We start from the raw sequence: 15788 nt of genomic DNA, 5'->3' as shown, positions 1-15788 counted from the left end.
TAATTTAAGTCCTACCAATAATAAGATACAGAAATACCTGGTGCATGAATATTTGTTTCATATGCACCTCTTAATTGCGTTTCAGCATTTGTGGTTGTTCTCTTCAATATTTTTTGGAATACATATGCTGCGGACATTTGCCAATTAGGGTTGAATTTATAGGTTAAACCACCAGCGGCCATTACACGGTTATTATCTGGAGTTTCTGGATATACATATTTTGCTTGCACAGGAGTGTATACATAACCAGCACCTAACCGAAGGTCTAATTTATCATTTACTTCGTAGTTGATACCTGCTTTTCCTGAGAATGCATTTTGATATCTTTTTTCAGATCGGGTATCCTGTAACACTGGTGTATTGTTTTCATAGTCGAACACCAATTCTTTGTAAATGCTGTAATTGATTAAAGATCCATCAATTGCTGCATCGACTTTTTCAGAAAGTGGGAATGTGATACCTACGTTGAATGAAGATGGCAAAGGCAATTCAGCGTCAAATTTTCCATTCGGGAAATTCGCTGCCAATGAAGATGGCACATCAAAAGTAGCGTCACCACCTTCTAGTTTAGTAACGACCTTCGAACGGTAATTTACAGATAGAGCAAATGTTTCATCCAATGTATAGTGTACACCTAAGTTGTATCCCATTCCGGTTCCAGTACCTTTAAGAGTTGCTTGGCCGTTTCTTCCATCTGGATAAAAAACAGGCAATGCTCTTCCAAGATCTACAAGACCGATGTTGTAAACAAATCCACCACCGACGCTGAACTGTTCTGTTAATTTAAAACTAACTGTTGGTTGGATATAGATTGCTCGCATCGAAAGGTGAGTCAAGGAGAATCTTCCTGGCCATTCAGTTCCCCAATCAACAGATCCTCCAAAAGGGGTATATACTCCGATCCCTGCTTTCCACCAAGAGCCTTTAGGTCCGAAAGTGGCATAAGCTCCGAAGGGGGGAGAGATTTGAAATCTGGTGTTATGTACGTCTGGACTTCCTGCTTCTTGGAATTGAGATCTGTACATGATGGCGCTACCACCTATTTGTACCCCATTGTTTTCCATTTTTACCAAAGCGCCCGGGTTGTATACGATTGAAGTTTCATCGATAAAAAGTGCGGACCCTGCGCCCGCCATACCCACTGCTTTTTGGCTTTGGGTATTAACTTGAGAACCCTGAGCAAATAAAAGGGAAGGGGAAGCTAATAACAAACTGAGTAATAATCGTTTCATAGTAATTATTGATTAGCGTTTTTCAAAAACTATTTGATATGCTAACATAGTAAAATTTTGTTAATTAATATAAAATTTTTGTCAATTATTAATAAATAAAGGACAATTGTTTTTAATCAAAACATAAATGAGGTATATTGGTTTTGAATATAAACATATATAAAAAACTATTTATGGCTCAAGTATCATTTAAAGGTAATGCAGTGCATACCAGCGGAGAATTACCTAAAGTAGGTGAGACAGCTCCAGATTTTACACTTACAGCTGGCGATTTGTCACAAAAATCATTAAAAGATTTTGCAGGAAAGAAAGTTATCCTAAATATATTTCCAAGTATTGATACCGGAACATGTGCCATGTCAGTACGTCAATTTAACGAGAAGGCTTCAGGCTTAGACAATACAGTTGTATTGTGTATTTCTAAGGATCTTCCATTTGCTCAAAGTCGTTTTTGTGCGGCCGAAGGTCTAGAAAACGTGATTACTTTATCGGATTTTAAAGATGAATCCTTCGCGAATGCTTATGGTGTGAAATTCACTGATGGACCTTTGACAGGATTGTTAAGCCGTTCTGTAGTGGTGGTTGACGAAAATGGCAAAGTGAAATATACAGAGCAAATCGCAGAAACTACCGAAGAACCTAACTACGAAGCAGCTTTAGCGGCGGTTTAGAGGGACTTTAGTCTTTAGACATTAGACAATAGACATTAGACATTAGATTTGGTTTGTGGGATATTTGTATAATCTCTATTGTCTGAAAATATGAAGAGCCGGATTAATCCGGCTCTTGTCTTTTTAAATTTTTAAGACAGCATTATAATTCTAAGACAGCGAATTTTTTTACAAGTTATATAAGTTCTATTGTCTTATGTCTTATGTCTTTTTTTATTTTACAGAAGCATCCAGTGCTTGCAAGATATCTTGAATGATATCATTTTGGTCTTCAATACCTATAGACAGTCTAATAGTTCCAGGTCTGATTCCTAATTTTTCTCTTTCTTCTTCTGTTAGTTTTGAGTGTGTTGTGGAAGCAGGATGGGTTGCAATACTGCGCGAATCACCAAGATTTGAAGTATATAAAATCATTTTTAGGGCATCCAAAAATTGGAATGCTCTTTCTTTTCCGCCTTTAACTTCAATTGTAACAATACCACCTCCAGCTTTCATTTGTTTTTTAGCTAATTCATATTGAGGGTGGGAAGGAAGAAAAGGATATTTTACATCTAGTATTTCTTTATTTTTTTCTAATTCTTGAGCTAGAGCTAACGCATTTGAACAGTGTCTGTCCATTCTCAATCCTAGTGTTTCGATACTTTTTGAAAGCACCCAAGCATTGAATGGTGACATTGCTGGACCTGTATGACGAATCAAGAACATCATTTTTTCAATCAGTTCTTCTTTTCCAACTACTACACCGCCTAATACACGGCCTTGACCATCCATATATTTTGTTGCTGAATGGATTGATAGGTCAAAACCATAAGGTAATGGTTTCTGCAGATAAGGTGTTGCGAAACAATTGTCTATGGCAAAAATAATGTTCGGATATTTTTTCTTCAATCCACCTAACCATTCTAGATCTACTAGTTCCAAGCCTGGGTTTGAAGGAGATTCTAAAAAGATGAATTTGGTATTAGGTTGTATTGCTTTTTCCCATTCTTCTTGATTAATAGCATCGACATAAGTTGTCGTGACGCCCCAACGAGGGAATAGCTGAGTAAACAATTGATGTGTTGATCCAAATATTGCCCTTGAAGATACGATATGGTCACCTTGTTGCATAAAAGCGGCGAAAGTAGCAAATATAGCACCCATTCCAGAGGCGAAAGCAAGACCTGCTTCAGCATCTTCTAGAAGGCAAACTTTATTGATAAATTCTGTGGTATTCGGGTTTGCATAGCGCGAGTAAACCATTGCTTCCTCTTCGTCTGCAAATACAGCACGTCCTTGTTCGGCACTGTCAAAGATGAAACTTGAAGTCAGGTATAATGGAACCGAATGTTCTCTAAGTGAAGAACGTTGGGCTTGTTCACGTATTATTTTGGATTGTTCGTTATTCATGATCAGCAAATTTATTCACTTTTCAATAAAAAGCACTAAGTCAACCAGATAATTTTCGGGTTTTTCGTATTTATCTATAAAATTAAATGATTTTTCTACGTGGGATGAATATTTCGAATGTTGTAAAGAAAATTGTGAAATGTTGGATTTTCTTGTTGAATCTTTACATATTTCTGTATCTTGAGAATTTATTAAGCTCAATTTATGAAAAGATCTAAACTTCTATCTTTAGCATTATTATGCCCCTTACTAACAATTGCACAGACAGAACCGGCTCCATATGGAGTTTTACCTAGCGAACGCCAATTAAAATGGCATGAGATGGAAATGTACACCTTAATTCACTTCACTCCGACTACATTCCAAAATAAAGAATGGGGTTTTGGAGATGCAGATCCTAAGGTTTTCAATCCTAGCAAATTCGATCCGAATCAGATTGCGAAAGCAGCTGCTTCCGGAGGATTTAAAGGTTTGATTTCAGTTGCCAAACATCACGATGGATTTTGTTTATGGCCAACTAAAACTACTACATACAGTGTTGCCAGTTCACCATGGAAAGACGGGAAGGGTGATATGGTCAAAGATTTTATGCAAGCTTCACACGATAATGGTCTTGAGTTTGGAGTTTATCTATCTGCTTGGGATAGAAATGACACGAGATACGGCACGAAAGCATATGCTGACGCTTATAGAGAGCAATTGACCGAATTGATGACGAATTATGGGGAGTTATTCACTTCTTGGCATGATGGGGCCAATGGTGGTGATGGCTACTACGGCGGCAAAAATGAAAAACGGACTATTGACCGTTCGACTTATTATGAATGGCATGAAAAGACATGGCCGATTGTTCGGAAGTTACAGCCTATGGCTATGATATTTTCTGATGTTGGTCCGGATATGAGATGGGTTGGCAATGAGCATGGTTTTGCGGCAGAGACCAGTTGGGCTACTCTTACTCCGAAGAGCATTGAGCCCGGCAAGCCTCCCAGTACCTGGAGAGGTTGACAATTCTAATTTACCAACCGGCACTAGGGGTGGGGAGTTTTGGATCCCTGCAGAATGTGATGTTCCTCAACGTCCAGGATGGTTTTACCATGAGGACCAAAATGATAAGGTTAAGACTCCAAATCAATTATTTGAAATCTACTTGAAATCAGTCGGTCGAGGTGGTAACATGAACCTTGGTTTAGCACCTATGCCAAATGGTATGCTACATGACAATGATGTGAAATCGTTAGCAGCATTTGGAGAGAAGGTCAAAGCAACTTTTTCGGACAATTTAGCAGCAGGTGCTACTGCTAAAGCGAGTAATGTACGAGAAAACAATGCATTGTTCTCAGAAAAAAATCTTTTTGACAATGACCGTTATAGCTATTATGCTTCAGATGACAATGTTTTAAGTCCTAGTATTGAAATTACTTTGGCACATGATCAAGAATTCGATTTGATCAGGTTAAGGGAAAACATCAAATTGGGTCAGCGAATTGACAGTGTTAAAGTGGATGTTTGGGTAAATGGTTCATGGAAACCATTGGCATCAGCAACCAGTATTGGTTCTAATAGGTTGATTAAATTAGCAGAGCCAGTTCGGGCAACAAAACTGAGAGTTCATCTTTATGCTCCTGTTGCTCCAACATTGAGTGATTTTGCATTGTTTAAAGAAGCAAAATCAGATTTTAAATTCGACCAAGCAGACCGAAAGAAAATTGCAAAAGATCAGCTGAATATAATTAGTGGAGATAAACATTCGAAAAAAGCAGTAGATAACGATGATAAAACTGTTTGGGAGGCAATTCTCAGCAGTCAGAAGTTTGTAGAAATTAGGTTGCCAAAAACGGAGTTGATTACTGGTATGAGTTATATGCCGAGACAAGACCGCAAGATTAAAGGTGTTCCAGCGAAATATGAAATTCAAACTAGTATTGATGGTAAAGAATGGAAAACCGTTGCATCTGGGGAATTTTCGAATATTAGAGCGAATGCTACTGAGCAAAGTATAACTTTTGATACAGCACAGGAAGCTCACTACATCAGATTTATTCCTAATGAAGTACTAAGCGATGACAAGGAATTTTCGGTGGCAGAGTTTGATATTTATTTAAAATAGTAATGAGAAGGATTTTAGGGATATTTTGTTGCCTACTCGTAGGGAAGTTACAAGGTCAGGATTTGAAGTTGTGGTATGATCGTCCCGGAGAAAAATGGGAAGAAACCCTTCCATTGGGAAACGGACTGATCGGTATGATGCCTAATGGTAGTATTAACGATGAGTCTATTGTGTTAAATGAAATCTCGATGTGGTCTGGTTCACCTCAAGACGCTAATAACTACAATGCGAAGAGTTCTGTTTTGGATATCCAGCGTTTGTTGTTTGAAGGAAAGAATGATGAGGCTGAAGCATTGGTCAATAAGAATTTCGTATGTGTAGGATCTGGTTCGGGTCAGGGCAATGGAGCGAATGTTCCTTATGGAAGCTTCCAAAACTTTGGGTTTATGAACTTTTTGTTTTTTCATGAAGGCGAAACCAAGGACTACAAGCGGTGGCTAGATTTAGGTGATGCGACTGCTGGAACAAGTTTTACCAACAATGGCACAAAGTTTTTGAGGGAATATTTTACTTCTTTTGACAATAATGTAGGAGTTGTAAGGCTATCTGCGGATAAGAAAAAGTCCATTGAATTTGCGATGCATTTCTATCGTGAAGAGAACATCGAAGAGTATAAAGTCAATGGAAATGAAATTACGATTTCTGGTTCACTCCCTGATGGCCAGGGCGGGAAAGGTATTCAATTTGCGGCCAAATTTAAGGTTCTTACGAAAGGAGGAACCTTAATGGATCATGACAATGAAATAATTGTGAAAGGTGCAAATGAAGCTATTGTATTATTTTCAGCCTCTACGAGCTATTATGGGCATAATCCTAAAGAAGTAGTTTCATCAGAAATTAAAAAGGTGGAAAAGATGAATTTTTCTGCTTTGATGAAATCCCATCATCGTAAATATAAGCCACTATTTGAGCGGGTTTCCTTAGAAATTACGGATTTATTATCTAAGTCTGATATTCCTACGGATAAGCGTTTATCTGCATTTTATAATGATCCAGGACAGGACAATGGTTTGGCAACATTATATTACCAATTTGGGAGATACTTAACTCTTTCAAGTTCTGCTCCAAGAGTTTCAAAAGCTTTGCCACCCAATTTACAAGGACTTTGGGCACACCAAATACAGACCCCTTGGAATGGAGATTATCATTTGAACATTAATGCTCAAATGAATCATTGGGGAGTTGAGGTGAATAATCTATCCGAGTATCATAAACCTTTTATAGAGATGATAAAAAACATTTCCAAGGAAGGTGTTAAAACTGCCAAGGCATATTACGATGCTCCAGGATGGGTCGTTTATATGATGAGCAATATTTGGGGATATACGGCACCAGGCGAGCATGCTTCATGGGGAGCCAGTACTGCTTCTGGATGGTTGTGCAATCATCTTTGGGAGCATTACCAATTTACTAAGGATGAAAATTACCTGAAGGAAATTTATCCCGTACTCAAGGATGCTGCGGTATTTTATAAGGCTACCATGGTGAAGGATCCTAAGACAGGTTGGTTAGTTACCTCGCCTTCTGTATCACCAGAAAACGGATTTAAATTGCCAAATGGAAAAAGGGCAGCAGTAGTGATGGGACCTACAATCGATAATCAGATTGTTCGAGAGTTATACGGATCTGTAATTGCGGCAAATGAAATCTTGAGTTTAAATGATGATTTCGCGAAGCAAGTAGAAGTTGATCTTACCTCTTTGCCTCCTGCAGTAGTAGTGAGTAAATCAGGTAGAGTGATGGAATGGCTCGAAGACTATGAGGAAACAGAACCTCAACATAGACATGTTTCACATTTATATGGATTGTATCCGGCGAATTTCATTTCACCTGTTACGAGTCCTGAATGGGCAGATGCAGCAAAGAAAACGTTGGCAGTAAGGGGTGATGAGGGGACAGGATGGTCTAGGGCATGGAAGATTTTGTTTTGGGCAAGATTACATGATGGCGATCATTCCCTTGAAATCTTAAGGCAGTTGTTGCAACCTGCTTTTGAACAAAGCACTACTTATGGGGGAGCTGGAGCAGGAACTTATCCAAATCTTTTCTGTGCTCATCCACCATTTCAGATTGATGGAAATTTTGGTGGTTCAGCAGGAATAGCGGAGATGTTAATTCAGAGTCATGATGGCTATATTCACTTACTGCCAGCTTTGCCTCAAGCTTGGAAGGATGGAAATGTAAAGGGTCTCAAAGCTAGAGGAAATTATACCGTGGATTTTGAATGGAAAAATGGAAAAGTTACAAAGTACAGCGTAATTGGAAAAAAAGGAGAGAAGGTAGATTTATTAGTCAATGGTGAAAAAAAAGTCCAGACACTTTAGAACCTACAGACATTAAGAATTAGTACGTTATCAATTGGATAGGTTTGTATCTGATTGATTTATAAGGAGATAATTAACTTTAAGATTATCTCCTTTTTATTTTTAATTCATTCATAAATATTAATTTATTATAAATTATTTTAATTAAATGAATATTTTATGAAGACTATTAATGTTATTTCTAGATGCCTACTGTTATTAATCAGTATATCATTTTCACTTATTTCTTGCAAAAAAAATCATTCCATTGTTGACCGCGGCGAGGGTCCAGTAAGACAAGTTATCTTTAATTTTGAAGATTTTAAAAAAGAGATCAAACCATTTAATTCTCCTATCATTACCAAATCCACTTCATCCTCCGGAGCTGTGGCTGAAAATCCTGAGCGTCTTGAACTCCTTATGTTTGGGGATTTTAATGGACCGGGAATTTTTCCGAACTATTTGCGTAAAGGTATAAAATTCAGATGGGGAAATCATTTTTTACCATTAATAAAGAAAGTTAATAGGCCATTGTCCTTAAACGCATTCGGCGATAGTGTTTTGACCTTTAAGGGTACTAATTTAGGGTTTTTCTTTTTTTTGGATACTACGTCAATTGAGAAATTAGGCAGGTTGAATTTGATGTATCCACGAATAAAATAGGCAAGGATACGATTTATTTTGTACTGGGAAAGAACGAACCAAATAGTATTTATAAAGGAAGAGATCACTTTGAGTTAATAGTTAATTCGGATGATGTTCCTAAAAATGGATTGCGAACTTTTTCTTTAGATATTCGAGGAAGAAATGATATACTAAGATCGCACCTTGTTAAAGGAGAATTTCAATTTACATTATTACGAGATACTTCTGATTATTTTTATTTCTTAGATAATTTTAGATTTTATGGGAAAACAAATAATTCAATTAACCCCAATAAACCCAAAAACTTCAATCTGAATTATTTTATTTTTAATCAGGAGAATGGTGATCTTGTGAATTCAGGCCATTTTATTCCAAACAGCTCTACCAATAACCTATTAGTTGATTTACCAGAGGGCAAGTATTACTCGACTTTGGTTTACAGTGAATTAAATGAACCCTTATCCTATCCGAGAGATGTTAAACATATTCGAGATTTTTATATTGGAACATCATTCAAAGATAAGTTTGCTCGGACATTTGCTGTGCTAGACTCCTTTGAGTTGAAGGAAAGTATAGAGAAAAAAGTCAATTTTAAACGTGCCTATAGCATGGTTACCCTGGATTTTACTGATTTAAGGGATTTATCTGAAATCAAAAAAATTATTGTCAAGCCTATTATGGCGCCGATTAGATGGAGCCCCTTTAACCCAAATCTTGAAATTATCATCCCCAAATCGGAAGACAATGTAATTGAATTTGTTCAACATTTCACATCCATAAAGAGATATCATTCAATCAATTTATAGGCATGAGTTCTGATGAAATTCCTCTGCATTATGAATTTGAAGTTTGGGATGATGCCAAAATGGTTAGGAATTTTAGGTTAAATGCTGCGGTGAAAAATAATGTCAAGTTAATTTTCAGAGGAGATCTCTATCCGAGTGGAATGGTTAACAAAATATTTGAGATCATAATAGATGAGGAATGGGATGATACTAAGATTGTTGAATTTAAATAATGCTGCATGAGGTTTAAAAAAAATTAAACTTAACGACACCTTTTTAATTTCTTAATACTAGTATTTTATTATTGTTATATGGCTTATTTGCTGGCACTAACTGTCACCCAGGTATTAATAGTGATTCTATATCTAAAGATTAGAACCATCCGCGATGAAAGAGGAGAGATGATAAGATTTCTCTTGTTGACAGGAGCAGTTATCTTAATGGTTAAATATTTTGTTCCGGTATTGAATTCACATATCGGGATTTTATTTACAGCTACAAGTAGTTTGTGTTTGGTTTCCATAACCTCCTTATATCTCAGGAATATAGCGCTAGAAACCCGAACATCAATCTATCTATTTTTATTAGCACTTTTCCCTTTTATATTATTTTATGTGTTCTATCTGTTGTTCAATATCTATTCTTCTCAAATTACTGACGGGATGATTTATGATTATTTGGACTTTTTTTATCAGAAATCTAGAACAATTTTGTTTTTCATATCCGTAGTATATGATTTGTTTATTCTTTGGCCTTGGAGAAGGAAGGTAGGGAATTTAGTAAATTCTATTGATGGACAGTTAGCCTTTTACTTCTTTTCAGCTAAGATCTTAACATTAAGTATTATTCTCAGTCGTGGGCTTTTCATAGATTCAGACCTGTTTTTTGAGTTTCTTGATGGTCTATTTACAGTTATGATATTTTTGGGGATCATATATTACCGATATTACCATGCCCTCAACATTTATTTTGGATACTTGTTCAAGACAAATGGTATGGTAAAGCAGTATGAAGAAGAACAGGCTCAATTGAAACAGACTGAGCTGATATTTTATATCAGTGCGATAGACCAATTGATTGATCAAGAAAATCTCTTTAAAAATCCGGATCTAAAGCTTTCGGATTTTAAGAAATTCATGCCTATATCTGATCTTGACTTTAAAAATTTGTCGAAAAAATATTTAAACGGAAGTTTTGAAAACTACCTGAACAACAAGCGGATAAATTATTTTTTAGAACGTTTAAAAAGTGTAAATCATGATTCTGAACGAATAATTAGCCTCCTGCATGATGCTGGGTTTAAGAATGACCATGAATTCAGCAAGTTTTTCAAAAAACAGATGGGTTGTAGCGTTTGGAAATATGCTGAGACCAAAAGGATGTCAATGTATGAATCTGGTTTAAGTTCAACATTAAAATAATTATTTTAAACTAACCCTCCATTTATAAAAAAACCTGTCTTGATTTCTCAAGGCAGGTTATCTTTTTATTTATAAAATGAGTTATACTAATTCCTTCAACAAATTTGTCATACTGACTAAATTCCCGATGATATTTTCTAGCTCATTAATATTTACTCTTTCTTGTTGCATACTGTCACGATGACGAATGGTCACCATGTTATCTTCCAATGTTTGATGATCCACAGTAATACAGAATGGAGTACCTATCGCATCTTGACGGCGATAGCGTTTTCCGATTGAATCTTTTTCATCATATTGGATATTGTAATCCAATTTTAATTTAGCCATGATTTCTCTTGCTTTCTCTGGGAGACCATCTTTCTTAGTTAAAGGAAGAATTGCTGCTTTTACCGGAGCAATTGCAGGATGGAATTTCAGTACAACACGAGAATCTTGTTTTTCATCAGTCGACAAATCCTCTTGAACCAAGCTATTGGCTAAAACTGTTAAGAACAAACGGTCTAAACCGATTGAAGTTTCGATAACGTATGGAATATAGCTTTGATTGATTTCAGGGTCAAAATATTGCATTTTCTTGCCTGAAAATTCCTGATGTTGCTTCAAGTCAAAATCTGTACGTGAATGGATTCCTTCCACTTCTTTAAATCCGAATGGGAATTCGTATTCGATATCCACAGCTGCATTTGCATAGTGAGCTAATTTAACGTGGTCATGATAACGATATTTATTTTGGTCAGCTCCTAATGCCAAGTGCCATTTCAAACGGTTTTCTTTCCATTTTTGATACCATTCTAGATCAGTTCCAGGACGGACAAAGAATTGCATTTCCATTTGTTCAAATTCGCGCATACGCATGATAAATTGACGTGCAATTACTTCATTACGGAATGCTTTACCAATTTGAGCAATACCAAATGGGATTTTCATTCTTCCAGTTTTTTGAACGTTCAAGAAGTTCACGAAAATACCTTGAGCTGTTTCAGGACGAAGGTACACTTGCTCAGCACCATCTGCCATAGCTCCCATTTGGGTAGCAAACATCAAATTGAATTGACGGACATCGGTCCAGTTCTTTGTTCCTGAAATTGGACCAAACGATATTATGCTCTTCGATGATTGTTTTTAAGCGTACAAGGTCATCTGCATTCAAAGCATCATCAAGGTCCTTTTGTAATTGTGCTGCTTTTTCAGTTTTGCCATCTTTTTCATAGCGGTCAATTTTATCTTCAATTAATTGATCTGCACGGTATCTTTTTTTAGAATCCTTGTTGTCAATCATTGGGTCATTGAAACCATCTACGTGGCCTGATGCTTTCCATGTTGTTGGATGCATAAATATTGCTGCATCAATTCCAACAATATTTTCATTTAATTGAACCATGGATTTCCACCAATATGTTTTAAGGTTCATTTTCAATTCAGAACCTAATTGACCATAATCATAGACGGCGCTTAATCCGTCGTAAATTTCACTTGAAGGGAAAACAAATCCATATTCCTTTGCATGTGAAATAATATTCTTGAAAAAATCGTCTGTTTGCTTGCTCATAGGGGGCAAATATAATGTATTCGGGCGACTTATTTCGCCATTAAGTCTCTAATTTGTTGACTGGCGTTTTTATTGTCTACTTTTTTAATAATGTGCTTAATTATACCATTCTCATCAATGATAAATGTTGTTCTGGCAGTTCCCATATACTTCTTTCCGTACATGTTCTTCTCCACCCAAACTCCATAGTCTTCCACAATCTTTTTATCCTCATCGGAAAGAAGCGTAAATGGAAGTTCAAATTTTGAAATGAATTTTTGATGGGACTGCTCACTGTCGATACTTACACCTATCACTTCGTAACCATCTTTCAAAAGACTTTGGTAATTATCTCTGAAATTACATGCCTCGGTGGTACAACCTGGAGTATTATCCTTTGGATAAAAATATAGAATGATCTTTTTTCCTTTGAAGTCAGAAAGTTTTACCTCTTCACCATGTTGATTTTTCCCTTTGAACTGAGGGGCTTTATCCCCAACTTTTAATTCTGCCATAATATTCCAATTTTATCTAGTGAATGTTGCTTGATAGACTTTCTCATTGTCTTTCCAGTCTTTTACAACAAATTTAAATGTATGTTGGCCTTTACTCAATGATGGATCAAACCTATGCCACACATGTCGGTTTTTGGAATCATATTCCATCAAAACCCACTTATCATCAATATAGGCATTAAATGACTGTATCCCTGAGAAATTGTCTGAAATTGTAAAGTCGATTTTTGACTGTCCGCTTACGTTTTTGCCATTACTGAAATTCCTAGGTGTAATCGTAGGAGCAATAGTATCTACTGTGACATAAAATGAACCGAATATTTTCGTATTTACTGTTACCCATCCGTTTTCAAATTTGCCTCCTACCGAACCACCTTGAACCGAAGCTAATAGAGCCTTGCTTTCCAAATGTCTCGGTAAGGTTGTTGGTTTTATACTTAATTTATAGGTAGAGAACAAAGGAGTCAGATTGTTTTGAACATGATGCACCGATGAATAACTGTTTGGTCTTGCAGCACTTTTGGAGTAAATAAAGTCTACATCGCTGTACAAAGAACCTTTTGGAATTTCGACTTTAACCTCATCAGCACTAAATGAATTGTCTTTAGCATATTGAAAAAGTTCTCCCTTAATTGGGTTTTTCTTTGCTGTGTATGTAGGGTTGTTCCTTACTTTAAAATCCAACTCACTACAATTACCATGAACATCTTTGACAACATATTTTACATCGTGAATTTTGTCATCATTAAGTTCCATTATTCCTTGATTGTTCAGATTTTTGAAAATCTGAATTGGATTTCCTGGATCTTTAAAGCTTTTTTGAACCTTCGCTTTTGATCTTTTAAAATGAGGAAAATCTATATAAGAATGAATTGCACTAGAAGTGTTGAAGTCCAATTCTTCAAATAATACAGTAGATACCGATTTTCCATCTAAGAATAGTTCGATTGAATATACCCCATTTTGAAATCCTCCAGCACGATGTCTGTCAATGGTGTTTATTCCAAGGCCAAATTTTCCATTTACTGATATTGGTGCTCCAGACGCCAACGCATATCTTCCGGATCCCAATGCTTTCAATTGTTGATACCTTCTGCCGGTATTCTCATTGAACAATGGATCTTCGAGATCATAAACCATTATTCCGTTTATTGTTGGAGCAAATTTATCGTTAAAATGAAGTCCGAATAATTGAGGGTTTAGTGGATGTTGTGATTTTGTGTCACGGATTTCAAAATGTAAATGTGGACCTGCAGATCCTCCTGTATTTCCTGCATTTCCAATAAATTGGCCTTTAGTCAGTTTTACCTGGCCCTGATTTAATTCCATGTCAACATCAAATCTCTGTTGTTTATATTGTTCAGCCCTGATGATTTTTGTCAATGCATCATTAAAGCTGTCCATGTGCAAATAAACACTGGTGAATCCGTTAGGATGATTGATGTATACTGAGTTTCCCCCGCCTCCAATTTGTACTCTAACACGTGAAACATAACCTTCAGCAGCGGCATGCAGAGGAAGCCCAATCCTTTGCTGAGTTCTGTAGTCATCGCCAGCATGAAAATGGGTAGAACGTAATTCTCCAAATGTCCCTGATGCATCAGGAGCTATATTCAATGGATTCCGAAAATATCCTTGTGGATAGTTTCTTGATGTTATGATGTCTTTATTTTGGGCAGATAAGTTGCCCATTAGGGTAGCAGCAATTAATATTGAAAGTGATATTTTCTTCATTTTATTTTATTTGGCAAGTAAACATGGATTTTTCCTCCAAAAATCCTTCCAATTTATCCCCGATTTTTACGGGTCCGACACCTGCTGGTGTACCTGTAAAGATCAGGTCACCCTTTCTCAATGTTATGTACTGTGAAACAAAGGTGATTAAGCTGTCAAAATCAAAAATCATGTCTTTTGTATTCCCTATTTGAACTGTTTCATTATTTTTTTGTAATGAAAAGTTTAAGTTTTGTAGATCATCAAATTCTTCTTTGAAAATCATATTGCTGACTATAGCAGAGTGGTCAAATGCTTTTGCCAATTCCCAAGGCAAGCCTTTCGATTTAAGATCCGATTGGAGGTCCCTTGCCGTAAAATCAATTCCTAATCCGATGGAATCATAATACTTGTGAGCGAATTTTTTAGAAACATGTTTACCTTCATTACAAATTCTTAATACCACCTCTACTTCATAGTGAATATCTTTACTGAATTCCGGATAATAGAAGTCTTTATTGTCTTTTAAAACCGCAGTGTCTGGTTTTAAAAAGATAACAGGTTTTTCTGGTACAGGGTTGTTTAGTTCCTTGGCGTGGTCAATATAATTTCTGCCTACAGCAATTATTTTCATAAATATTGAGTTTTTGTGCTCACAGCAATTTTATGAGCATAGCAAACTTAAGAAAAGAGCCATTGTATATCAAGTTATGGCAAATAAACCACAATGAAATTACAAGTTCTGTCAGCGGATGTTAAGTATTTTGGATTTAACATAGGCTTAATATTAATATGGTTAATTTTGCATTATGAATAATGTAAATGCAGTTCTATTTGATTTGGATGGAACATTAATTGATTCTGAATATTTTTATTTCAGTAATTGGGCACCGATTTTAGAAAATGATTACGGACTAAAGATTGATTTCGATGAATGGATATCTAATTTTGCTGGACATACCCTAAGTAGAAACGTTCAGATGCTGAATAATGACTATAAGTTGAATGTTGATGAGGAAGATATGTGGTTTGCTACTCGTTCAAGATATGCCAAAGCGAATATGCGGAATATCCGTTTGATGCCACATGCAAAGGAAATCCTTGATGCGGTAAAAGATTCTGGAAAAGAACTTGGGTTAGTGACATCAAGTTTTCAATCTACTGTTGAAACTGTGTTGGGCGAACATAAACTATTGAAATATTTTAAGTTTTTTGTTACTCGTGAACTTGTAGAAAAACCAAAGCCAAATCCTGAGCCTTATTTGTTGGCGGTGAATAAATTGATGATTCCGAAGGAAGAAATCGTAGTGATTGAAGATACGAGTACGGGCTGTACGGCGGCAAAGGAGGCAGGTCTATATTGTATTGCAGTAACCAAGCAAGAAGTAGAAAAGAAGAGGTTGACGCATGCTGACCAAGTTTTAAACGATTTAGCAGAAGTAAAAAAATCGTTGCTTTCTATGAATTAAGCTA

14 protein-coding genes and 1 pseudogene are annotated in these 15788 nt (G+C 36.2%); 9 read left to right on the top strand and 6 right to left on the bottom strand.

Features of this window, described 5'->3' with window-relative positions; all coding sequences use genetic code 11:
* Positions 1-11: 11 nt before the first annotated feature.
* Complete coding sequence (locus FGL31_RS18650) at positions 12-1232, bottom strand: OmpP1/FadL family transporter (protein WP_138093707.1); 1221 nt, start codon at positions 1230-1232, stop codon at positions 12-14.
* Positions 1233-1405: 173 nt separating this feature from the next.
* Here FGL31_RS18650 and tpx point away from each other — a divergent pair, with 173 nt between their 5' ends.
* Positions 1406-1903, top strand: coding sequence for a thiol peroxidase (gene tpx, locus FGL31_RS18645; RefSeq protein ID WP_099369975.1), 498 nt, complete (start codon positions 1406-1408; stop codon positions 1901-1903).
* Positions 1904-2116: 213 nt separating this feature from the next.
* Here tpx and FGL31_RS18640 read toward each other — a convergent pair whose 3' ends face one another.
* Positions 2117-3292, bottom strand: coding sequence for a trans-sulfuration enzyme family protein (locus FGL31_RS18640; protein WP_138093704.1), 1176 nt, complete (start codon positions 3290-3292; stop codon positions 2117-2119).
* A gap of 204 nt (positions 3293-3496) precedes the next feature.
* Here FGL31_RS18640 and FGL31_RS26675 point away from each other — a divergent pair, with 204 nt between their 5' ends.
* From FGL31_RS26675 to FGL31_RS18610, 7 genes are all read left to right on the top strand, one after another.
* Positions 3497-4300, top strand: a complete 804-nt coding sequence (locus FGL31_RS26675) for an alpha-L-fucosidase (RefSeq protein WP_232046961.1) — start codon at positions 3497-3499, stop codon at positions 4298-4300.
* The gene (locus FGL31_RS26670; protein WP_232046960.1) at positions 4263-5402 is read left to right on the top strand and encodes a discoidin domain-containing protein; all 1140 of its coding nucleotides are present in this window, start codon (positions 4263-4265) and stop codon (positions 5400-5402) included. Before FGL31_RS26675 ends, FGL31_RS26670 begins: the two co-directional genes overlap by 38 nt.
* A 2-nt stretch (positions 5403-5404) precedes the next feature.
* Positions 5405-7726 (top strand): glycoside hydrolase family 95 protein, encoded by a 2322-nt coding sequence (locus FGL31_RS18630; protein ID WP_138093701.1) that lies wholly within the window; start codon positions 5405-5407, stop codon positions 7724-7726.
* Between the two features lie 159 nt (positions 7727-7885).
* The gene (locus FGL31_RS18625) at positions 7886-8368 is read left to right on the top strand and encodes a hypothetical protein (RefSeq protein ID WP_138093698.1); all 483 of its coding nucleotides are present in this window, start codon (positions 7886-7888) and stop codon (positions 8366-8368) included.
* A 332-nt stretch (positions 8369-8700) separates the two neighbouring features.
* A complete protein-coding gene (locus tag FGL31_RS18620; protein ID WP_138093695.1) occupies positions 8701-9156 on the top strand; it encodes a hypothetical protein in 456 nt (151 codons plus the stop codon).
* Between the two features lie 2 nt (positions 9157-9158).
* On the top strand, positions 9159-9368 hold the full coding sequence (locus FGL31_RS18615) for a hypothetical protein (RefSeq protein ID WP_138093693.1): 210 nt from the start codon (positions 9159-9161) through the stop codon (positions 9366-9368).
* Positions 9369-9536: 168 nt separating this feature from the next.
* Positions 9537-10556, top strand: coding sequence for a helix-turn-helix domain-containing protein (locus tag FGL31_RS18610; protein ID WP_138093690.1), 1020 nt, complete (start codon positions 9537-9539; stop codon positions 10554-10556).
* An 81-nt stretch (positions 10557-10637) separates the two neighbouring features.
* Here the strand turns inward: FGL31_RS18610 and FGL31_RS18605 are convergent.
* The 4 genes and pseudogenes from FGL31_RS18605 to FGL31_RS18590 all read right to left on the bottom strand — a co-directional run bounded on the left by FGL31_RS18605 (position 10638) and on the right by FGL31_RS18590 (position 14949).
* Positions 10638-12108 (bottom strand): annotated as a pseudogene (locus FGL31_RS18605) (glycine--tRNA ligase).
* Between the two features lie 29 nt (positions 12109-12137).
* A complete protein-coding gene (gene bcp, locus FGL31_RS18600; RefSeq protein ID WP_138093688.1) occupies positions 12138-12602 on the bottom strand; it encodes a thioredoxin-dependent thiol peroxidase in 465 nt (154 codons plus the stop codon).
* A 12-nt stretch (positions 12603-12614) separates the two neighbouring features.
* The gene (locus FGL31_RS18595) at positions 12615-14336 is read right to left on the bottom strand and encodes a M23 family metallopeptidase (RefSeq protein WP_138093685.1); all 1722 of its coding nucleotides are present in this window, start codon (positions 14334-14336) and stop codon (positions 12615-12617) included.
* 1 nt (position 14337) lies between these two features.
* Positions 14338-14949 (bottom strand): fumarylacetoacetate hydrolase family protein, encoded by a 612-nt coding sequence (locus FGL31_RS18590; RefSeq protein ID WP_138093682.1) that lies wholly within the window; start codon positions 14947-14949, stop codon positions 14338-14340.
* Between the two features lie 175 nt (positions 14950-15124).
* Between FGL31_RS18590 and FGL31_RS18585 the strand changes: the two genes are divergently transcribed.
* Entirely contained in the window at positions 15125-15784 is a 660-nt protein-coding gene (locus tag FGL31_RS18585; RefSeq protein ID WP_138093679.1) for an HAD family hydrolase, read from the top strand.
* Positions 15785-15788: the final 4 nt, after the last annotated feature.

Origin of the sequence: Sphingobacterium daejeonense, from assembly GCF_901472535.1 — a bacterium.
Lineage (GTDB): Bacteria > Bacteroidota > Bacteroidia > Sphingobacteriales > Sphingobacteriaceae > Sphingobacterium > Sphingobacterium daejeonense.
The sequence above is the reverse complement of the archived record's forward strand: the minus strand, read 5'-3'. Positions and strand labels throughout refer to the sequence as shown.